A 19,337-nucleotide genomic window follows, 5' to 3' on the forward strand; every position below is an offset into this window, starting at 1 on the left:
GACGGCAAGTCTCCGGCCCATCACGTCGCCGGGACCGGGCATCGAGGGCCCGCCTGACAAGGCTCGCCATGCCCGGCGGATCAGCCGAGCTGGCCGCCGCCCGTCTCGATCCGGGCCGCCGGCAGGCCATCGGCCTCCAGGGCTGCGAGGATCTCGTGGAGATGTGCGCCGTCGCGAACCTCCAGCGTCACATCGAGCTTGGTGCCCTTGGCCGGGGTGTCGAGGAAGAGGCGGCGATGTTCGACACCGAGGATGTTGGCACCGAGGCTGCCGAGGCGCGTCGCCACCATGCCGAGGACGCCGGGGCGGTCGGGGATGGTGATGCGGACCGAGACGATGCGGCCTTCGCGTTCCAGTTCGCGCACCATGATCGAGGCGAGGATGCGCGGGTCGATGTTGCCGCCGCACAGGATCAGGCCGACCCGGGCGCCGCGGAAGCGCTCTGGCGCGGCCAGCATGGCGGCCAGCCCGGCCGCACCGGCCCCCTCGGCGATGGTCTTTTGCCGGGTCAGGTAGAGATTGACGGCGCGTTCCAGCTCGCTTTCGCTGGCGAGCACGATGTCGTCGACGAGGTCGCGCACCACCGGCAGGGTCGAGCGCCCGACGATCTTCACAGCGATGCCTTCGGCAAGGGTCGGCCCGCCGACCGGTCGGTTCTCGCCGCGGATCGCATTCCACATCGACGGGTAGAGCCCGGCCTCGACGCCGATGATCGAGATGCCGGGGCGGATCGCCTTGGCGGCCACCGCATTGCCGCCGATCAGCCCGCCGCCGCCGATGGGAATGACCAGCATGTCGAGATCCGGCACGTCCTCCAGCATCTCGCAGGCGATCGTCCCCTGTCCCGCCATGACGGCCGCGTCGTCATAGGGATGCACCCAGACGCGGTTCTCCGCCGCCTGGATCGCCTCGGCGCGGACCTGCGATTCCGCCAGGGTCTCGCCGTCGAGCACCACCGTGGCGCCGTGCGAGCGCGTCGCGGCGACCTTCACGAAGGGGGTCGTCACCGGCATGACGATGGTGGCGGGAATGCCGAGCCGGCTGGCGTGGAGCGCCACGGCCTGGGCATGGTTGCCAGCCGACATGGCGATGACGCCACGGCGGCGCTCATCGGCGTCGAGCGAGGCGAGCTTCACCAGCGCACCTCGCTCCTTGAAGGAATTGGTGACCTGCAGGTTCTCGTATTTGACGAAGACCTCGGCGCCGGTGATGGCCGAGAGCGGCGGTGCCGGCAGCATCGGTGTCCGCATCACCTGGCCGGCCAGCACCGCGCGGGCTGCCAGGATGTCGGCATAGGTCAAGGTCGGGGGAAGGGCGTCCGGCGCAGCTGTCATGTCGACGGTCTTATCCTGCCGCGGCGCGTTCCGCGAGGCCTGACCGCACTGTGCCGGCGGAACGGGGAGGCGACGGCACCTGATCCAGCCACCAGCGCTTCAGGATGACGAAGCGCGCCCCGGGAAAAGGGCCGCGCTCGGTAGAGAGCTCCGCGAGATCGGGCCGGCCGCGCCGGTCCAGCCCCTCGAAGCGGCAGGTTGCAAAATGCGCCGAGCGCGGCAATCCCTGCCGTTCCGCGAGATAGTCGATGCGCACCCCCGATCCTGCCGGGGCCGGGCCATGGCGGCTTTCGCGGATCAGCGTACCGGGATCATGCAGGGCTGGCAGGACCTCGCGGCAGAGCGCCAGCTGGTCGGGCGCCACGACGGGGGCGCAGGCACCGGCCGTCAGGACGACCGCCGTGATGACCAGGCCGTTCCTCACGCCGCCGCGCTGAGCAACCCGGCCACCCGCGGCGCGAAATAGGTGAGGATGCCGTCGCAGCCGGCACGCTTGAAGGCGATGAGGCTTTCGAGCATGGCGCGCTCACCATCGATGGCGCCGGCGCGGGCGGCCATCTCGATCATCGCGTATTCGCCTGACACCTGATAGGCGAAGGTCGGCACGCCGAACGTGTCCTTCACGCGCCTGCAGATGTCGAGATAGGGCAGGCCCGGCTTGACCATGACCATGTCGGCGCCTTCCGCCAGATCGATCTCGACCTCGCGCAGTGCCTCGTCCGAATTGGCCGGATCCATCTGATAGGTACGCTTGTCGCCGATCAGCGTCTTCTTGGTGCCGATGGCGTCGCGGAACGGACCGTAGAAGGCCGATGCATATTTCGCCGCATAGCTCATGATCTGAACTTCGGTGAACCCGCGCGCGTCGAGCGCCGCGCGGATCGCCCCGATCCGGCCGTCCATCATGTCGGAGGGGGCGATACAGTCGGAGCCCGCTTCCGCGAGGGCGACCGCCTGCTTGCACAGGATGGAGACCGTCTCGTCGTTGAGGACCCGGCCGCATTCGGTCAGCACGCCGTCATGGCCGTGCGAGGTGTAGGGATCGAGCGCCGCATCGGTGATCAGGCCGATCTCGGGCACCGCCGCCTTGATGGCGCGGATGGCGCGGCACATCAGGTTGCGATGGTTTTCCGCCTCGGTTCCCACGGGATCGCGCAGGGCCGGGTCGACATAGGGGAATGGAGCGAGAGCCGGAATGCCGAGCCGGGCCGCCTTCTCGGCCTCGCGCACCGCCTCGTCGATCGAGACACGGTCGACGCCGGGCATGGTGGCGACGGGCGTGCGGGGCTCGGTGCCGTCGACGAGGAAGATCGGCCAGATGAGGTCGTTGGTGGTCAGGACATTCTCGCGGACCAGCCGCCGCGACCATTCGGTCTTGCGGTTGCGCCGCAGCCGCGTGGTGAGGTCGAGCCGTTGCGCGGCCGATGGGGCGCCATCGCTGGCGGGCTTGTGGAAGGCGCGAAGGGTCATGGCCGTTCTCCGCGGCGTTGATCGACCGCTGAAGACATATGAATATCACTCTGGAATTATTCGGAACAGCCCTCCAGAGGGGGCTACTCCTTACGCAATGAGCGATCCGTCAGGCTCCCCCGGGCGGCCGAATTGACCCGGAGCCGCCATGCCCCATAACCGCGTGGTGTCGCGGTCTCTCCGGGTTCCCCCGCCGATGGATTTCTCCCTCTCCGAAGATCAGGAAGCTTTCCGTCAGATGGCGCGCGATTTCGCGAGCGCCGAAATGGCGCCCCATGCGCGCGACTGGGACGCCGGTTCCGTGTTTCCCGAAGAGACCCTGCGGGCCGCCGCTGCGCTCGGCTTCGGCGGCATCTATGTCCGCGAGGATGTCGGCGGTTCCGGTTTGACCCGCCTCGACGCGGCTTTGATCTTCGAGGAACTCGCCCAGGGCTGCGTCTCGACCACCGCCTATATCTCGATCCACAACATGGCGGCCTGGATGATCGACGCTTATGGCCACGACGATCTCAGGCGGCGCTACGTCCCCGATCTCTGCGCCATGAAGACCTTTTCCAGCTATTGCCTCACCGAGGCGGGCGCGGGATCGGATGCGGCCTCTCTGCGCACCCGCGCCGTCCGGAACGGCAATTCCTGGGTCATCAACGGCGCCAAGGCCTTCATTTCAGGCGGCGGCCGCTCCGACATCTATGTCGTCATGGCGCGCACCGGCGGGGAGGGGGCCCGCGGCATTTCCTGCTTCGTCGTGGACAAGGACACGCCCGGCCTCAGCTTCGGGGCCCAGGAGAAGAAGCTCGGCTGGAAGAGCCAGCCGACCGCCGTGGTCGATTTCGACAATGTCCGCATTCCCGCCGAGAACATGGTGGGCGAGGAGGGCCAGGGCTTCCGCATCGCCATGGCCGGCCTCGACGGCGGCCGCCTCAACATCGCCGCGTGCTCCCTCGGCGGCGCCCAGTTCTGCCTCGACCGAACCATTGGCTATGTGGGCGACCGCAAGCAGTTCGGGCAGGCGATCAAGGATTTCCAGGCGCTGCGTTTCCGCATCGCCGACTATGCGACCGAACTGGAGGCGGCGCGCCTCATGGTGCGCCGCGCCGCCGTCGCGGTCGGCGACAAGGACCCGCGGGCCACCACGCTCGCCGCCATGGCCAAGCGCTTCGCCACCGATGTCGGCTTCGAGGTGGTCAACGGCTGCCTGCAGCTGCATGGCGGCTACGGCTATCTCAATGACCACCCGATCGAGCGGGTGCTGCGCGACGTGCGCGTCCATCAGATCCTCGAGGGCACCAACGAGATCATGCGCGTCATCGTCTCGCGTGACCTGCTCGGCGCGTGATAACAGACAGGTCATGAGCGCACCGATTCACGACGATGCCGAGCCGGAAATCCTCATCGAGCGCCGCGGCTCGGCGGGGCTCCTGACCCTGAACCGGCCGAAGGCGCTGAATGCGCTGACCCTGACCATGGTGCGCGACATGCGGCGGGCGCTTGATGCCTTTGCCGTCGATCCCGCCGTGACGCGGGTGGTGGTGACTGGCGCCGGCGGACGCGCCTTCTGCGCCGGCGGCGACATCCGCGTGCTGCACGATCTCGGCAAGGCCGGCCGGCACGAGGAGGCGCTGGCCTTCTGGCGCGAGGAATACGAGCTCAACATCCTCATCAAGCGCTATCCAAAGCCCTATGTGTCCCTCATCGACGGCATCGTCATGGGGGGCGGGGTCGGCGTCTCCATCAACGGCAGCCATGTCGTCGCCGGCGAGAAATTCGTCTTCGCCATGCCCGAGGTCGGCATCGGCTTCTTCCCCGATGTCGGCGGCACCTATTTCCTGCCGCGCATCCCCGGTGAGATCGGCGCCTTCTTCGCCCTGACCGGCGAACGGATGAAACAGGGTGATGCGCTGTCCACAGGCCTTGCCACCCACGCCATGGCCTCGGAGCGCTTCACCGAGGCCAAGGATGCGCTCTGCGGCCGTGAGACGGTCGACCAAGTCCTCGAAGGCTTCGCCGACGTCGCGACCCAGCCGGCGAGCGTCACTGCCCGCCGCAGCGCAATCGATGCCTGTTTCCGCTTCGACACGGTCGAGGCGGTGATGGACGCCCTCGCCGCGGCCGCTGCGGCCGGCGACGACTGGAGCGGCCAGACTCTGGCGACGATGCAGACCAAATCGCCGACCTCCATGAAGATCGCCCTCGCGCAGGTCCGCGCCGGCCGGACCATGGAGTTCGAGGAGGCGATGAAGACCGAGTTTCGCATCGTCTCGCGCATCTGCCACGGCCACGATTTCTACGAGGGTGTCCGCGCCGTCATCATCGACAAGGACAATGCGCCGCACTGGCGGCCCGCGACCCTCGCCGCGGTCACCCCCGCCATGGTCGCCGCCCATTTCTCGCCCCTCGACGGGGGCGAGCTCGTTCCGCCCGTGGCCCCGCGATGAGCGCCCCCAAGTTCCGCCCCGCCAGCGATGCGCCGATCCAGGCCGACGCCGAGGAGCATGGGATCGACTGGAGCCGGATCTATCGAATCTTCATGCGCGCCCTTGCGATCCTCGTCATCGGCCGTGGCCTGACGCAGTGGATGGTCATCTGCGGCGGCCCGAACGCCGACGGCATCGGCTTCGAGGACATGCCCCCCGGCATGCAGGCCTCCATCATCTTCTTTGCGGTCATCGAACTGGTGGCAGGGGTCGGCCTCTGGCTCACCTCGGCCTGGGGCGGCGTTGTCTGGATCCTGGCGACGGCGGTCGCCATCGGCATCGACCTGGCCATGCTGGCGGGCATGCAGGGCTGGGTCCAGATCGCGGCGCGCTCCCTTCCGGCGACGATCGCCGATGCGGTCCTGCTGCTGTTCTACACGGTGGCGGCGATGATGGCCGCCCGCCAGGCCGACGACGCCTTCGAGGAATAAGAAGCCCGGCTTCGGTCCGGGCCCGAAAACACGACGCGGGAGGATTTCATGAGCACCATCGCCTTCATCGGCCTCGGCAATATGGGCGGCCCCATGGCCGCCAACCTCGTCAAGGCGGGCCATAGGGTCGTCGGCACCGATGTCAGCCCGATCGCCATCGACCGGCACGTCGCGGCCGGCGGCGTCGGTGCCGGATCCATCGCGGAGGCGGTCGCGGCGGCCGACGTCGTTGTCACCATGCTGCCCTCGGGCCGCGAGGTGAACGCGCTCTATGGCGGCGAGGCCGGCATCATCGCCGGCGCCAGGGCCGGCGCCCTGCTGATCGATTCCTCCACCATCGACGTCGACACCGCCCGTATCGTGGCGAAGGCGGCCGCGGCGCGTGGTCTTCAGATGATCGATGCGCCGGTGTCCGGCGGGGTCGGCGGCGCCAGCGCCGGCACGCTGACCTTCATGTGCGGCGGCGAGGATGCAGCCTTCGCCGCGGCCAAGCCCTTCCTCGAGGCCATGGGCAAGACCATCGTCCATGCCGGCGGGCCGGGTAACGGCCAGGCCGCCAAGATCTGCAACAACATGATCCTCGGCATCACCATGATCGCCACCTCCGAGGCCTTCGTGCTGGCCGAGAAGCTCGGTCTCGACGCGCAGAAGCTCTTCGACATCGCCTCAAAATCCTCCGGGCAGTCCTGGTCGCTGACGACCTATTGCCCGGTTCCGGGGCCGGTGCCGACCTCGCCGGCCAACCGCGACTATGCCGCCGGCTTTACCGCGGCCATGATGCTGAAGGACCTCAAGCTCGCCCAGGATGCCGCCCGTTCGGCCGGGGCGGTGACCCCGCTCGGCGCCGAGGCCGCCGCGCTCTACGGGCTCTATGCGGCTCAGGGTGAGGCCGGCACGGACTTTTCCGGCATCGTGAACTTCCTGCGGGGCAGGTGAGCACCGAAGGCTTCCCTTAGGGAAGGCACTGCCGCGGTGATCCCGCCGGGGAAGGTCCTTGCGGATCTTTGACCCGGCGTCATCGGCCTATGCTGAACAGGACGTTGCCCCGATTGCCAGCAGTTGAAGGAGGCCGCGTCACGACAATGGTTGACGACCGCTTTCGCCGATTTGAACAGTGTGTAAACACCGGCCGGGAAAGGAGCGGAATTCGGTGATTCCGATCCTTTACCGAACCTTGCCTCCGGCCCGTCAGGTTGATGAAAAGACAATGAGATATTGCTGATATATCAATGCAATCTCTTGTTGAGGAAGTAATGGTTAAGCTGCCTTCACGCTGTTTGTTCGGGGGCTTTTAAAATTCGCCGGTCTAGTTTGTTGGCACACGAGCGGTGAACAGGGCCGCTCGGCCGAGGGTCAAAAAACGCCCCGGCATCAACCAGGACAAGAGGCGTCCCATGAGCACGATGACCAAGACGCGCGACATCGCGTCGCCGCCGATTTCACCCGAACGTCTCGAGCGTTTCGAGGCCATCACGCCGGTCTACATGGAAGCGCTGACGCTGATCGAGCGCCTCCATCGCCGCCTGCTGGATGTCATCAAGGACGAGTTCGACCGTCGCAACCGGTCGGACATCAATGCCGTCCAGGCGCTCCTGCTGTTCAATATCGGCGACCGTGAACTGACCGCCGGCGAACTGCGCACCAAGGGCTACTATCTCGGCTCCAACGTGTCCTACAATCTCAAGAAGCTGGTCGAGATGGGCTATCTGTCCCACCAGCGTTCCCGCATCGACCGCCGCTCGGTGCGCATCAGCCTGACCACCAAGGGCCATGAGATCGCGGAGATCGTGAAGGCGCTCTACGCCAAGCATGTGCGCACGGTCGAGCAGGTCGGCGGCATCGCCCTCGACGACTTCAAGACGCTCAACAAGTCGCTGCTGCGTCTTGAGCGCTTCTGGACCGACCAGATCCTCTATCGGCTCTGAGGTGCCCATGACGACGATGCTGTCCGACTGGACCATGCTGGCCGCCGGCCTGGTCATGGTCCTTCTCCTGGCCGAGAACATGCTCGGCGTGACCGGTGCAACGCTTCTGGCGAAGGACCGCGTCAAGCGCCCCGAGTGACGGCTGCCGCCTCTCACATCCTGTTGATCCGGCGAGGCCGGCGCGGTCCTTTCGGCGCGCCGGCTTCCGTCTTTTCGTCAACTGGGCGCGCGCGGCGTGCCAAAAGATACATTTTCCCGGTCTGATCGCCGGAAATGCCTTGAGTTGGTCACATTGGTTGCCCTAGTTGCATTGTGACACCCGCTTGGCATTCCTTAAGGATAATGGTGTTTCCTCGCGCACCGGCGGGAGGCGACCCTGCCGATCATCCGGAGCCGTTATCGTGACCGATCGTTCCCCTGCGTATTCCGTTTCGTCCCTCGACCGGCGCACCCTGCTGGGCGGCATTGCCTCGCTCGGCGCCATGGCCGTGGCGAGCCCCGCCCTGGCGCAGTCGTCCCGCGGTGCCGTCGCCGAGTGGTCGGACAGTTTCGATGCCGGCTCGCGCACCCGCTCCACCATCAATCCCTATCCGGTCCTCGGGCCGCACACGGTGCAGGGCCTCGAGCAGGCCATCGCCCAGTACCAGGGCATCGTGTCGCGCGGCGGCTGGCAGCCGATCCCCGAGCGCGAACGCCTGCGCATCGGCGCGCGCCGCCGGTCCGTCGTGGTCCTGCGGGAGCGCCTGATCGCCTCCGGCGATCTCAACGCCTCCGCCGGCCGTTCCGATGTCTTCGACTCCTTCGTCGACACCGCCGTGAAGCGCTTCCAGGCCCGCCATGGCATTTCGCCCGACGGCCAGGTTCGCGAGTCGACCTATGCTGCGCTCAACGTTCCCGCCGAAATGCGCCTGCGCCAGCTCGAGACCAATCTCGTCCGGGTCCGTGCCCATTCCGGCTTCCTCGGGCACCGCTTCATCGTCATGAACATTCCCGCCGCCCAGCTTGAGGCGGTGGAGAACGGCGTCGTTGTCTCCCGGCATGTCACCGTCGTCGGCAAGATCGACCGCCAGTCGCCGGTTATCACGACCCGCGTGCAGGACATCAATTTCAACCCCTTCTGGACGGTGCCGGCCTCGATCATCCGCAGGGACCTCATTCCGAAGATGCAGGCCGAGCCGGACTACCTGACCAAGAACCGCATCCGCGTCTTCAACGGACAGGGGCAGGAGGTTCCTCCGGAATCCATCAACTGGAACACCATGGAGGCGATGAATTTCCGCTTCCGTCAGGACCCCTTCGAGGGCAACTCGATGGGTAACGTCCGTATCAACATTCCCAACCAGCATGCGGTCTACATGCACGACACGCCGTCGAAGGGCCTGTTCGGCGAAGACCAGCGCTTCCATTCCTCGGGTTGCGCCCGCGTCCAGAACGTGCGCGAGCTCATCGCCTGGATCCTGCAGGGCACGCAATGGTCGCGCTCGGAGATCGACCGCATCTTCCGCACCACCGACCGCGTCGACGCGAGGCCGGTGCACCCCATTCCCGTCTACTGGGTCTATATCACTGCCTGGGCCAATCCGGACGGCCTCGTGCAGTTCCGAGACGACATCTACCAGCGCGACGGGATCGGTCCCCAGGCTTCCGGTGCCGCCGCCCAGCCGGTGGCGCTGCGCTGAGCCTGACGCCTGCGACGATAGTGATGAAAGCCCGGCCTCGCGCCGGGCTTTTTGCTGCCGCGGGCGGGCTCAGTACAAACCCGAAGTGCGTCCTGCGAGGACCGCCTGAGCATAGGGCGGGGCCAAGCGGCGTCGGCAGCGGCGCTACCAGACGTCCCGGGCGCCCCCTCACACCGGCGCGCTGACCCGTGGCAGACTGACATCATGCCCGAATCACAGCCGCGCATTGTCTATTTCGAGCACACGGCGCTGGGCGCCTATATCCGCTGCGCCGCGATCTGCGCCGAGACCGGTACCGAGGTGGTCGTCATGGGCCCGGTCCAGGCCGCGCTGCACGATCTGGAACGCCTCGCCCGTCGTAAGCTGGAACGCCGGCTCGCGCAGGATGCGGGGGAGGGCGCCTGACATAGGCACAAGGTCTGGTGTCTGCGGTGCGCTCAACCTTGGACTCCCAACCGACGCTGTGCTACCGGCAACCACCATCGTCCCGAACGACCCGGCGACCATCGCCGCGCCACGGAGTGATCCGGATGTCCTCGTCTTCCGCCGCCGCCTCGCAGCCCTTCGAAGGCTTCTTCTCGGCCTCGCTCGCCGAAACCGATCCGGTCATCTTCGATGCGATCCAGAAGGAACTCGGGCGCCAGCAACATGAGATCGAGCTGATCGCTTCGGAGAACATCGTCTCGCGCGCCGTCATGGAAGCGCAGGGCTCGGTGATGACCAACAAATATGCCGAGGGCTATCCGGGCAAGCGCTACTACGGCGGTTGCCAGTTCGTCGACATTGCCGAGACGGTCGCCATCGAACGCGCCACCAAGCTCTTCGGCTGCCGCTTCGCCAACGTCCAGCCCAATTCCGGCAGCCAGGCCAACCAGGCCGTTTTCCTCGCCCTGCTGCAGCCCGGCGACACCTTCATGGGCCTCGACCTTGCCGCCGGTGGCCACCTCACCCACGGCTCTCCGGTCAACGTGTCCGGCAAGTGGTTCAAGGTCGCCCCCTACACGGTGCGCCAGGAAGACCAGCTCATCGACATGGACGAGGTCGCCCGCATCGCCCGCGAGGCGAAGCCGAAGATCATCATTGCCGGCGGATCCGCCTATGCCCGCTTCTGGGACTTCGCCCGCTTCCGCGCCATTGCCGATGAGGTCGGCGCCTATCTCTTCGTCGACATGGCCCATTTCGCCGGCCTGGTGGCGGGCGGCGCCCATCCTTCGCCCTTCCCCCATGCCCATGTCGCCACCACGACGACGCACAAGACGCTGCGCGGCCCGCGGGGCGGCATGATCCTCACCGACGACGAGGACCTGGCCAAGAAGTTCAACTCGGCGGTGTTTCCCGGCATGCAGGGTGGCCCGCTCATGCATGTCATCGCCGCAAAGGCCGTGGCTTTCGGCGAGGCGCTGCGGCCCGAGTTCAAGGCCTATGCCCAAGCCGTCGTCGCCAATGCCAAGGCGATGGCCGAGACGCTGAAGGCCGCCGGCTTCGACCTCGTCACCGGCGGGACCGACAATCATCTGCTGCTCGTCGACCTTCGCCCGAAGAACCTCACCGGCAAGGCCTCCGAGGCGGCGCTGGGACGCGCCTACATCACCTGCAACAAGAACGGTATTCCCTTCGATCCGCAGAAGCCCTTCGTCACCTCTGGCGTGCGCCTGGGAACGCCGGCCGGTACGACCCGCGGCTTCGGCATCGCCGAGTTCAAGCGCGTCGGCGAACTGATCGCCGAGACGCTGGACGGCCTGTCGAAGGCCAATTCCGATGAGGGCAATGCGGCCGTCGAGGCCATCGTGCGGGAGAAGGTGAAAGATCTCACCGCCCGCTTCCCGATCTATTCCTGACGCGGCGCGGGCGCCGTGCGCTGCCCCTTCTGCGGCTTCGCCGACACCCAGGTGAAGGACTCTCGTCCCACCGAGGACGGGTCGGCAATCCGGCGGCGGCGCGTCTGCACCGAATGCGGCGGCCGCTTCACCACCTTCGAGCGTGTCCAGCTGCGTGAACTGGTGGTGGTCAAGCGTTCGGGCAAGCGCGTGCCCTTCGACCGAGACAAGCTGATGCGCTCGATCCAGATCGCACTGCGCAAGCGGCCGGTCGATCCCGAGCGCGTCGAGCGGCTCGTCTCCGGCATCGTCCGGCAGCTCGAGGCCTCGGGTGAATCCGACATTCCCGCCGAGAATATCGGCCGGATCGTCATGGAGGCGCTCAAAGCCCTCGACGACGTCGCCTATGTGCGCTTCGCCTCTGTCTACCGGAACTTCCGCGACCCGCGCGAATTCCAGCAGCTCATCGGCGAGATGTCCGAGGACGGTGAGGGGGCCGGCGACCCCGAGCGCAGCTAGCGTGATGGACGGCGGCGCTTTCTCGGCTGTGGATCTCGGGCACATGGACCATGCCCTGCGGCTCGGCCGTCGCCATCTCGGCCTCGCCTGGCCCAACCCTTCCGTCGGCTGCGTGATCGTCAAGGACGGTGTCGTCGTCGGCCGTGGTGTCACCCAGCCCGGCGGACGGCCCCACGGCGAGACCACCGCCATCGCCCATGCCATCGCCGTCTCCGGCGCGGCGGCGACCCGCGGCGCCACCGCCTATGTGACGCTGGAGCCCTGCTCGCACTACGGCCGCACGGCGCCCTGTTCCGACGCGCTCGCGCGCGCGGGCATCGCCCGCGTCGTCTGCGCCATCGGCGATCCCGACCCACGCGTGCACGGACGTGGCTTCCACATGCTGCGTGCCTATGGCATCGGCGTCGATGTCGGTGCCGGCGCCGGCGAAGCCGCCCTCGACCATCGCGGCCATTTCATTCGCGTGCGCCAGGGGCGTCCCTTCGTCCAGCTCAAGATGGCGCTCTCGGCCGACGGCTTCGTCGCCGCAGCGGGCGGCGCCCGCACCCAGATCAGCTGCCCGGCGGCGACCGTCCAGCTCCATCTCGTCCGCGCCATGGCCGATGCCATCATGATCGGCATCGGCACCGTCCTCGCCGACGACCCGTTGCTAACCTGCCGCCTGGCGGGCATGGAGGAGCGCTCGCCGATCCGCGTCATCATCGATTCCAGGCTCCGCCTGCCGCTCGCCTCGCGCCTGGTGGCCACTGGGGGCGAGGTGCCGACCTGGGTCATCTCCACCGTCGGCGCACCGCCCGAAGCCGAGCGTGCCCTGCGCCGGGCCGGCTGCGAGGTCATGCTGGTGAGCCGCCTGCCAGACGGGGCGGTCGACATGGGCGCGGCGCTGCGCCTGCTTGCGGCGCGCGGCATCACCCGCGTCATGAGCGAGGGTGGCCCGATCCTCGGCGCCACGCTGATGAAGGCCGGGCTCGCCGACGAGATCATCGTCGCCCACGCGCCCGCCGCTCTGGGAGACGGCGTTCCCGGCTTCATCGAACCCATGCCCGCCCGCTACCGACTCGTCGAGAGCCGCATGGCGGGTCAGGACCGTATCGAAACCTTCCGCCCCGATCCGACCGCCGAGCGAGGAGCCTGAGCCATGTTCACCGGCATCATCACCGATGTGGGCGAGATCGTCGCCGTCGAGGAAAAGGGGTCCGCCCGCACCCTCGCCATCGCCTGTTCCTATCCGGCCGACAGCCTGCCGCTGGGCGCCTCCATCTGCCACATGGGCATCTGCCTGACCGTGACGACGCTGCGCCAGGAGGGCGAGCGCACGCTGGTCACCGTCGATGCCTCTGGTGAGACCCTCGCCCGCACGACGCTCGGCACCTGGCCGGTCGGCATGCCGGTCAATCTCGAGCGCTCCCTGCGCATCGGCGACGAACTCGGCGGCCACATCGTCACCGGCCATGTCGACGGTGTCGCCGAGATCGTCTCGCGTGAGGACCGCGACGGCACCGCCTGGTTTGTCTTCCGCGCACCGCGGGAACTCGCCAAGTTCATCGCCGAAAAGGGCTCGGTCGCCCTCGACGGCACGTCGCTGACCGTCAACGGTGTCGATGGCGACACTTTCACCGTGACCATGATCCCGCATACGCTGCAGGTGACCACCTGGGGCGCCGCGAGGGCCGGTGACCGGGTCAATCTCGAGGTCGACATGATGGCCCGTTACGCGGCCCGCCTTGCGGAGGCGAAGGCGGAGGGCTACTAGAGCGCTCCCAATCCGAAGGACCTGCCATGGCCGCCCCGCGTTCCGCGCCCGAGCACGTGATTCCGACCCATGCCCGCGTGCTCATCGTCGAGGCGCGCTTCTACGACGATCTCGCCGACGCCCTTCTGGATGGTGCAAAGGCCGCGCTCGCGGAGGCGGGCGCCACCTGCGAGGTGCATACCGTGCCCGGCGCGCTCGAAATCCCCGCGGCCATCGCCATCCTGATGGACGGTGCGGCGGCGCACGGGAGACCCTTCGACGGTGCGGTCGCCCTCGGCACGGTGATCCGCGGCGAAACCACCCACTACGAGATCGTCTCGGAAGAGAGTTCGCGCGCCCTGATCGACCTGTCGGTGGCGCGCAAGATGCCGCTCGGCAATGGCATCCTGACGGTGGAGAACGACGATCAGGCCTGGGCCCGCGCCCGCCGCAGCGACCTCGACAAGGGGGGCGGTGCTGCCAGGGCCTGCCTCGCCATGATCCGCCTGAAACGTGCGGCGGAGACCCTGTAATGGCCGAGACCGCTCCCAAACAGGCCAACAAGCGTGGCACGGCCCGGCTCGCCGCCGTCCAGGCGCTCTATCAGATGGACGTCGCCGGCTCGGACATCAACGATGTCATCGGCGCATTCCAGACCTTCTGGATGGGCCGCGAGGTGGAAGGCGAGACCTATCTGCCTGCCGACCACCAGTTCTTCCGCGACATCATTCAGGGCGTCATGCGCGACCAGCAGCGCATCGACGTGGCGGTCGACCGAATCCTCGCCGACGACTGGCCGCTGCGCCGCATCGAGGCCGTTCTCAGGGCGGTGCTGCGCGCCGGGGCCTATGAACTTTTCGAACGGCCGGACGTGCCTGCCAAGGTCATCATCGCCGAATATGTCGACGTCGCCGACGCGTTCGTCGACCGCGAGGAGGTCGGCATGGCCAATGCCGTGCTCGACAAGATCGCCAAGCGCCTGCGCGCCGCCGAGATGGGTGAGGCGCCGAAGGGCTGAGCCTCGCCGCTCTCCCCTTTGCCGGCGCCATCGGCCATGATCACCCCGTGACCCGCCCCTCCGAAGACGATCTCATCGCGTGCTTCTTCGCGCCGCTCGCCACGACCGCGGGGGCCGACGGGCTAACGGACGATGCCGCCGTGATCCCGGAGGGCACCGGCGACCTCGTCGTCACCAAGGACATGGCCATTGCCGGTGTGCATTTCTTCCCCGACGACCCGCCGGACCTGATCGCGGCCAAGGTGCTCAGGGTCAATCTCTCCGATCTCGCCGCCAAGGGTGCTTTACCCGTCGGTTTCCTCCTTGGTCTCGGCCTGCCGCCGGACTGGACCACCGCCTTCCTCGCGGTCTTCGCTAAAGGCCTCGCCAGCGACATCGCCCTCTATGACTGCCCGTTGCTCGGCGGCGACACGGTGAAGGTCCCCGGTCCCCTGACCCTGTCGGTCACAGCCTTCGGCCGTGCCGCCCGGACCGTGCGCCGCCGCGGCGCGCGCCCGGGGGACGTGCTCTGCGTCACCGGGACGATCGGAGATGGTGCCCTGGGGCTGATCGCGCGGCAGGCAGAGCGCGCGCCCGGCACCGCGCCCGACTGGCTCCGCCTGCTCGCGCCGGAGGAGCGCGCCCATCTCGTCGACCGCTATCTCGCACCGCGTCCGCGCACGGCGCTCGCCGCGGCTGTCGCCCGCCACGCCTCGGCGGCCATGGACGTGTCGGACGGGCTGGTCGGTGACCTCGCCAAGATGATGGCGGCGTCTGGGGCCGGCGCGCGGCTCGACGCCGGGGCGGTGCCGCTGTCGCCCGCCGCAGCGTGCGCCCTCGCGTTGGATCCGGCCCTGCGCGAGCGCATCCTCACTGGCGGTGACGACTACGAGATCCTGCTGGCCTGCCCCAAGGACCGTCTCGCCGAACTATGCGACGATGCGGCTGCGGCAGGCGTGCCGCTGGCCGTGATCGGGGCGGTCACGGATGGCATCGACGTGATCTGGAAGGCGGAAGGGCAGGTGCTCTCCTTCGTTGCCGGGCGGTTCGAGCATTTTTGACACTCGGGGCATTCTCGTTCGCCTGAGTCCCGCGCCGCCCGCTCCACCGCGTCATGCCCGGCCTCGTGCCGGGCATCCACGAATTCTGCAGCCACTGCGGTGTTCAAGCCGTGGATGGCCGGGACAAGCCCGGCCATGACGGAGAGGGAGGTGCGATGTCCTCCCGGCCCCGTGACATCCACTGCAACGAAAAAGGCCCCGGAAACCGGGGCCTTCCTCCTTCACAAAGGGGGAAAAGACTCACTCCCAGGCCATGACGACGTGGCCTGGGGAGACCTCGCGGTACTGGCGGGCCGGGGGCACGTAGTCGGGGGCGCGGACGGGGCTCTTGATCTCGTCGTTGGAGACGCCGCGCTTCTGCGCGCGCCGGGCGGGATCGGGGATCGGCACCGCCGACATCAGCTTCTTGGTATAGGGGTGCTGGGCATTGCCGAAGACCGCAGCACGCGGGCCGATCTCGACGATCTCGCCGAGATACATGACGGCGACGCGGTGGCACATGCGCTCCACCACGGCGATGTCGTGGGAGATGAAGAGATAGGCCAGGCCCATGCTCGCCTGCAGGTCGAGCATCAAGTTGACGACCTGCGCCTTGACCGAGACGTCGAGGGCCGAGACCGCCTCGTCGGCGACGATCAGCTTCGGGCCGAGGGCGAGAGCGCGGGCGATGCAGATGCGCTGGCGCTGGCCGCCGGAGAATTCGTGCGGATAACGCGAGGCCATGTCGGGCGACAGGCCGACGCGGGTGAGCAGGTCGGCGACGCGGTCCCGCGCTTCCGACCCGGTGGCGAGGCCATGGGCATAGAAGGGTTCGGCAATGGCCGAGCCGATCGACATGCGCGGGTTGAGGCTGGCGAAGGGGTCCTGGAAGATGATCTGCATGCGCTTGCGCATGTCGCGCAGCTTGCCGCCTTCCATCGAAAGCACGTCCTCGCCGTCGATCAGCACCGAGCCGGCATTGGGCTCGATCAGCCGCAGGATGGAGCGTCCCGTGGTCGACTTGCCGCAGCCCGACTCGCCGACCAGGGCCAGCGTCTCGCCCGAATGCAGCGAGAAGGACACGTTCTCCACCGCATGGACGCGGCCGGAGACCTTGCCGAACAGGCCGGAATGAATGTCGAAGCGGGTGGTGAGGCCGGAGACCTCGAGCACCGGACGCTCGGCCGCCTTCACCGTGTCGGGGGTCTCCACCGGCACGTCGCTCTCGCCCGTCGCCTTGTCGACGATGGGGAAGCGCATCGGCCGGCTGATGCCGGTCATCGAGCCGAGCTGCGGCACGGCGGAGAGCAGCGCCTTGGTATAGGGATGGGCGGGCGCTGCGAAGATCTGCCCGGTCTCGCCGGCCTCAACCGCCTTGCCCTGGTACATGACGACGGTGCGGTCGGCGATCTCGGCGACGACGCCCATGTCGTGGGTGATGAAGAGGACGGACATGTCCTCCTCCTCCTGCAGCACCTTGATGAGCTCGAGGATCTGCGCCTGGATCGTCACGTCGAGGGCGGTCGTCGGCTCGTCGGCGATGAGCAGCTTGGGCCGGCAGGCGAGCGCCATGGCGATCATGACGCGCTGGCGCATGCCGCCGGAGAAGCGGTGCGGATATTCGTGGAAGCGCGACTTGGCGGCGGGGATGCGCACCTTCTCGAGGAGGCGCACCGTCTCGGCCTCGGCCTCCTGGCGCGACATGCCGCGGTGGTAGATCAGCGCCTCGGCGATCTGGAACCCGATGGTCAGCACCGGATTGAGCGAGGTCATCGGTTCCTGGAAGATCATCGCGACTTCATTGCCGCGCACATGATGCATCGCCTTCTCGGGCAGCGTCGTCAGCTCCCGCCCGGCGAGCTTGATGCTGCCCTCGACCCGGCCGCTCTGCGGCGGGATCAGCCGCATGATCGACAGCGCCGTCACCGACTTGCCGGAACCGGACTCGCCGACAATCGCCACCGTCTCGCGCGGGCCGACATCGAAGGAGACGCCGCGCACCACCGCGTTCCACTCGCCCTCGCGCAGGAACGACGTCACCAGGTTCGAAACCGACAGGACAGGGCCTGTATTGGGGGCGGGAGCCAAGGAATCGGCGGCAGACTGGGGCAGTGCGCTCACGTCGAATGTCACTCGCTGGTATGTGTCACGGGGCGGCGCCAAGGCACCTGCCGGGCGCTTATCCTCATGCAACATCCATTCCATTGCAACCCGCAGCGGGCATGGCCCCGATGCTGTGGATGAACCGCGGCGCCGCCGCTGCGCGGGCCGAAACCGCCCAAGGGAGCGGCATGGCGCGCCATCCCGGTGGGCACCAGCCGAACGGTCCGCCTCTTCCCGACCGGGCCCGTCCTCGGCTAGAGCACCCTTGTCCGACCGGAGTGTCCCGCGTGCCTGCCAGACCGCTTGTCATGTTTCCCGATCCGCGCCTGAGGCTGCGCGCCGCGCCCGTCGAGCAGTTCGACAAGGCACTGGAAATCCTGGCCCAGGACCTCATGGATACGGTCGTCGCCGCGCCGGCCATCGGGCTCAGCGCCTGCCATATCGGCGTGCAGCAGCGGCTGGTCGCCATCCGCATGGCTGACGATGCCCTCATGCGGCTCTACGTCAATCCGCAGATTCTCTGGACCTCGCCCGAGACCAGGCGCGAGCAGGAGGGCTCTGTCTCCATGCCCGGCATCACCGAGGAGGTGGAGCGCCCCGCCCGCATCGGCCTCACCTGGAACACCCTGTCGGGAAGCGAGGAGCGCGCCGAGGCCGACGGTTTTCTCGCCGTCGTTCTACAGCACGAGATCGACCAGCTCGATGGCATCTTCTGGCTCGACCGGCTGTCGCGGCTCAAACGCGAACGCGCCATCCGGCGCTATGAGAAATCGCGCCGGACGGGGCGCTGAAAGGCAGGCCTGTGGCGCCCTACAATGGTAAAGGCCTGGGGAGGCGCGCCGCAAGCGGCCGCCTCCTTCCTGGTGCCGCTCCGTCCGTTCAGGCCGCCTTGATGGTGGCGAAAAAGTCCGTGACCTCGTGGCGGATCTTGTCCGTCTGCTCCGTCAGCGCATTGGCTGCGGTGAGGACGAAGGTGGAGGTCGTGCCGGTCTCGCTGGCGGCCTGGCTCACCCCGGCGATGTTGCTCGACACTTCCTGGGTGCCGCGCGCGGCCTCCTGGATGTTGCGGGCGATCTCCTCGATGGCAGACTGCTGCTCGCCGACGGAAGCGGAGATGGCGGCGGCGATGGAACTGATCGTCTCGATGGTCGTGCCGATCTGGGTGATCGAATTGACCGACTGGTTGGTCGCCGACTGGATGGCCGCGATCTGCACACCGATCTCGTCGGTGGCCTTGGCCGTCTGGCTGGCAAGGCTCTTGACCTCGGAGGCGACGACCGCGAAGCCCTTGCCGGCCTCGCCGGCCCGCGCCGCCTCGATCGTGGCGTTGAGCGCCAGCAGGTTGGTCTGGCCGGCGATATTGGCGATCAGGCTGACCACGTCACCGATCTTCTGCGCCGCCTCGGCGAGCCCGTCCATGACCGCCTTCGACTGGCGCGCCTGGTTCACCGCCTGGTTGGCGATCTCGGTGGAGTGGCTGACCTGCCGGCCGATCTCCGCCACCGCGCTGGACAGTTCCTCCGAGGCCGCCGCGACCGTCTGCACGTTCGACGCCGACTGTTCCGATGCCGCGGCGACGGCGGTCGACTGCCGCGTGGTCTCCTCGGCATTGGCGGCGAGGCCGTTGGCGGTGCTGCTCAACTGCCCGGCCGACTGCTCCATCGTCTTGAGGGTGAGCGTCATTTCGCCATTGAAGGGTAAGCGCTGTTGTCAGGCCACGGCTTTGAGCGGTCTTGCGGCATAGGCCCAGGGCAGGAGCTCGTCGATCTGGCTTTGCGGATGTCCGGCGACGATGCGGCTGATGACGTCGGCGAGG

The 19,337-nt window shown here is 67.8% G+C and carries 22 protein-coding genes; 16 read left to right on the forward strand and 6 right to left on the reverse strand.

All coding sequences use genetic code 11. The features are described from left to right. Positions 1-80: 80 nt before the first annotated feature. Genes Q0C57_RS02300 through hemB form a run of 3 tightly spaced genes read right to left on the reverse strand, consistent with a single transcriptional unit; the run spans position 81 to position 2,804 of the window. Positions 81-1,334 carry a threonine ammonia-lyase gene (locus Q0C57_RS02300; RefSeq protein WP_296571478.1) on the reverse strand — a complete coding sequence of 418 codons (1,254 nt, stop codon included), beginning with the start codon at positions 1,332-1,334 and terminating at the stop codon, positions 81-83. A gap of 10 nt (positions 1,335-1,344) precedes the next feature. Beyond that, positions 1,345-1,758: a hypothetical protein gene (locus Q0C57_RS02305; RefSeq protein ID WP_296571481.1), complete on the reverse strand. Its 414-nt coding sequence runs from the start codon at positions 1,756-1,758 to the stop codon at positions 1,345-1,347. Next, positions 1,755-2,804: a porphobilinogen synthase gene (gene hemB / locus Q0C57_RS02310; protein WP_296571483.1), complete on the reverse strand. Its 1,050-nt coding sequence runs from the start codon at positions 2,802-2,804 to the stop codon at positions 1,755-1,757. Before hemB ends, Q0C57_RS02305 begins: the two co-directional genes overlap by 4 nt. A gap of 196 nt (positions 2,805-3,000) precedes the next feature. On the opposite strand from hemB, the gene Q0C57_RS02315 reads away from it, so the two are divergent. The 15 genes from Q0C57_RS02315 to thiL all read left to right on the forward strand — a co-directional run bounded on the left by Q0C57_RS02315 (position 3,001) and on the right by thiL (position 15,439). Next, positions 3,001-4,140, forward strand: a complete 1,140-nt coding sequence (locus Q0C57_RS02315; RefSeq protein WP_296571558.1) for an acyl-CoA dehydrogenase family protein — start codon at positions 3,001-3,003, stop codon at positions 4,138-4,140. 13 nt (positions 4,141-4,153) lie between these two features. Then, positions 4,154-5,239: an enoyl-CoA hydratase/isomerase family protein gene (locus tag Q0C57_RS02320; RefSeq protein WP_296571486.1), complete on the forward strand. Its 1,086-nt coding sequence runs from the start codon at positions 4,154-4,156 to the stop codon at positions 5,237-5,239. Beyond that, positions 5,236-5,709, forward strand: a complete 474-nt coding sequence (locus Q0C57_RS02325) for a DUF6163 family protein (protein WP_296571488.1) — start codon at positions 5,236-5,238, stop codon at positions 5,707-5,709. Before Q0C57_RS02320 ends, Q0C57_RS02325 begins: the two co-directional genes overlap by 4 nt. 48 nt (positions 5,710-5,757) lie before the next feature. Beyond that, on the forward strand, positions 5,758-6,645 hold the full coding sequence (mmsB, locus tag Q0C57_RS02330; protein WP_296571490.1) for a 3-hydroxyisobutyrate dehydrogenase: 888 nt from the start codon (positions 5,758-5,760) through the stop codon (positions 6,643-6,645). 458 nt (positions 6,646-7,103) lie between these two features. After that, complete coding sequence (locus Q0C57_RS02335) at positions 7,104-7,634, forward strand: winged helix DNA-binding protein (RefSeq protein ID WP_296571493.1); 531 nt, start codon at positions 7,104-7,106, stop codon at positions 7,632-7,634. Between the two features lie 7 nt (positions 7,635-7,641). Then, positions 7,642-7,773 carry a hypothetical protein gene (locus Q0C57_RS02340; protein ID WP_296571495.1) on the forward strand — a complete coding sequence of 44 codons (132 nt, stop codon included), beginning with the start codon at positions 7,642-7,644 and terminating at the stop codon, positions 7,771-7,773. 262 nt (positions 7,774-8,035) lie between these two features. Further along, positions 8,036-9,313: a L,D-transpeptidase family protein gene (locus Q0C57_RS02345; protein ID WP_296571499.1), complete on the forward strand. Its 1,278-nt coding sequence runs from the start codon at positions 8,036-8,038 to the stop codon at positions 9,311-9,313. 204 nt (positions 9,314-9,517) lie between these two features. Beyond that, entirely contained in the window at positions 9,518-9,718 is a 201-nt protein-coding gene (locus Q0C57_RS02350) for a serine hydroxymethyltransferase (protein ID WP_296571502.1), read from the forward strand. A gap of 125 nt (positions 9,719-9,843) precedes the next feature. Next, a complete protein-coding gene (gene glyA, locus Q0C57_RS02355) occupies positions 9,844-11,151 on the forward strand; it encodes a serine hydroxymethyltransferase (RefSeq protein WP_296571505.1) in 1,308 nt (435 codons plus the stop codon). Between the two features lie 15 nt (positions 11,152-11,166). Further along, on the forward strand, positions 11,167-11,649 hold the full coding sequence (gene nrdR / locus Q0C57_RS02360) for a transcriptional regulator NrdR (protein ID WP_296571508.1): 483 nt from the start codon (positions 11,167-11,169) through the stop codon (positions 11,647-11,649). 43 nt (positions 11,650-11,692) lie between these two features. Next, positions 11,693-12,784, forward strand: coding sequence for a bifunctional diaminohydroxyphosphoribosylaminopyrimidine deaminase/5-amino-6-(5-phosphoribosylamino)uracil reductase RibD (ribD, locus tag Q0C57_RS02365; protein WP_296571511.1), 1,092 nt, complete (start codon positions 11,693-11,695; stop codon positions 12,782-12,784). Positions 12,785-12,787: 3 nt separating this feature from the next. Next, complete coding sequence (locus tag Q0C57_RS02370) at positions 12,788-13,402, forward strand: riboflavin synthase (RefSeq protein ID WP_296571514.1); 615 nt, start codon at positions 12,788-12,790, stop codon at positions 13,400-13,402. A gap of 26 nt (positions 13,403-13,428) precedes the next feature. Further along, the gene (gene ribH, locus Q0C57_RS02375) at positions 13,429-13,914 is read left to right on the forward strand and encodes a 6,7-dimethyl-8-ribityllumazine synthase (protein ID WP_296571517.1); all 486 of its coding nucleotides are present in this window, start codon (positions 13,429-13,431) and stop codon (positions 13,912-13,914) included. Next, positions 13,914-14,399, forward strand: a complete 486-nt coding sequence (gene nusB, locus Q0C57_RS02380) for a transcription antitermination factor NusB (RefSeq protein WP_296571519.1) — start codon at positions 13,914-13,916, stop codon at positions 14,397-14,399. Before ribH ends, nusB begins: the two co-directional genes overlap by 1 nt. 47 nt (positions 14,400-14,446) lie before the next feature. Beyond that, a complete protein-coding gene (gene thiL / locus Q0C57_RS02385; protein WP_296571522.1) occupies positions 14,447-15,439 on the forward strand; it encodes a thiamine-phosphate kinase in 993 nt (330 codons plus the stop codon). 240 nt (positions 15,440-15,679) lie between these two features. On the opposite strand, the gene Q0C57_RS02390 is transcribed toward thiL, so the two are convergent. Further along, positions 15,680-17,539, reverse strand: coding sequence for an ABC transporter ATP-binding protein (locus tag Q0C57_RS02390; protein ID WP_296571525.1), 1,860 nt, complete (start codon positions 17,537-17,539; stop codon positions 15,680-15,682). A gap of 269 nt (positions 17,540-17,808) precedes the next feature. Here Q0C57_RS02390 and Q0C57_RS02395 point away from each other — a divergent pair, with 269 nt between their 5' ends. Continuing rightward, complete coding sequence (locus tag Q0C57_RS02395; RefSeq protein WP_296571528.1) at positions 17,809-18,312, forward strand: peptide deformylase; 504 nt, start codon at positions 17,809-17,811, stop codon at positions 18,310-18,312. Between the two features lie 88 nt (positions 18,313-18,400). Here the strand turns inward: Q0C57_RS02395 and Q0C57_RS02400 are convergent, their stop codons facing one another. Continuing rightward, positions 18,401-19,204 carry a methyl-accepting chemotaxis protein gene (locus Q0C57_RS02400; protein ID WP_296571530.1) on the reverse strand — a complete coding sequence of 268 codons (804 nt, stop codon included), beginning with the start codon at positions 19,202-19,204 and terminating at the stop codon, positions 18,401-18,403. Positions 19,205-19,231: 27 nt separating this feature from the next. Next, a partial coding sequence (locus tag Q0C57_RS02405) for a transposase domain-containing protein (RefSeq protein ID WP_296571560.1) occupies positions 19,232-19,337 on the reverse strand: 106 nt, incomplete at its 5' end.

The sequence above is a fragment of the Phreatobacter sp. genome (assembly GCF_022843985.1).
Taxonomy (GTDB): Bacteria; Pseudomonadota; Alphaproteobacteria; order Rhizobiales; family Phreatobacteraceae; genus Phreatobacter.

Excerpts from the sequence above, each read along its gene's own strand:
- ribD (WP_296571511.1), top strand. The coding sequence starts at position 11,693 with ATGGACCATGCCCTGCGGCTCGGCCGTCGCCATCTCGGCCTCGCCTGG.
- hemB (WP_296571483.1), bottom strand. The coding sequence starts at position 2,804 with ATGACCCTTCGCGCCTTCCACAAGCCCGCCAGCGATGGCGCCCCATCG.
- Q0C57_RS02320 (WP_296571486.1), top strand. The coding sequence starts at position 4,154 with ATGAGCGCACCGATTCACGACGATGCCGAGCCGGAAATCCTCATCGAG.
- Q0C57_RS02350 (WP_296571502.1), top strand. The coding sequence starts at position 9,518 with ATGCCCGAATCACAGCCGCGCATTGTCTATTTCGAGCACACGGCGCTG.
- Q0C57_RS02340 (WP_296571495.1), top strand. The coding sequence starts at position 7,642 with ATGACGACGATGCTGTCCGACTGGACCATGCTGGCCGCCGGCCTGGTC.
- Q0C57_RS02335 (WP_296571493.1), top strand. The coding sequence starts at position 7,104 with ATGAGCACGATGACCAAGACGCGCGACATCGCGTCGCCGCCGATTTCA.
- Q0C57_RS02300 (WP_296571478.1), bottom strand. The coding sequence starts at position 1,334 with ATGACAGCTGCGCCGGACGCCCTTCCCCCGACCTTGACCTATGCCGAC.
- Q0C57_RS02400 (WP_296571530.1), bottom strand. The coding sequence starts at position 19,204 with ATGACGCTCACCCTCAAGACGATGGAGCAGTCGGCCGGGCAGTTGAGC.
- Q0C57_RS02325 (WP_296571488.1), top strand. The coding sequence starts at position 5,236 with ATGAGCGCCCCCAAGTTCCGCCCCGCCAGCGATGCGCCGATCCAGGCC.
- nusB (WP_296571519.1), top strand. The coding sequence starts at position 13,914 with ATGGCCGAGACCGCTCCCAAACAGGCCAACAAGCGTGGCACGGCCCGG.
- mmsB (WP_296571490.1), top strand. The coding sequence starts at position 5,758 with ATGAGCACCATCGCCTTCATCGGCCTCGGCAATATGGGCGGCCCCATG.
- ribH (WP_296571517.1), top strand. The coding sequence starts at position 13,429 with ATGGCCGCCCCGCGTTCCGCGCCCGAGCACGTGATTCCGACCCATGCC.
- Q0C57_RS02370 (WP_296571514.1), top strand. The coding sequence starts at position 12,788 with ATGTTCACCGGCATCATCACCGATGTGGGCGAGATCGTCGCCGTCGAG.
- glyA (WP_296571505.1), top strand. The coding sequence starts at position 9,844 with ATGTCCTCGTCTTCCGCCGCCGCCTCGCAGCCCTTCGAAGGCTTCTTC.
- Q0C57_RS02315 (WP_296571558.1), top strand. The coding sequence starts at position 3,001 with ATGGATTTCTCCCTCTCCGAAGATCAGGAAGCTTTCCGTCAGATGGCG.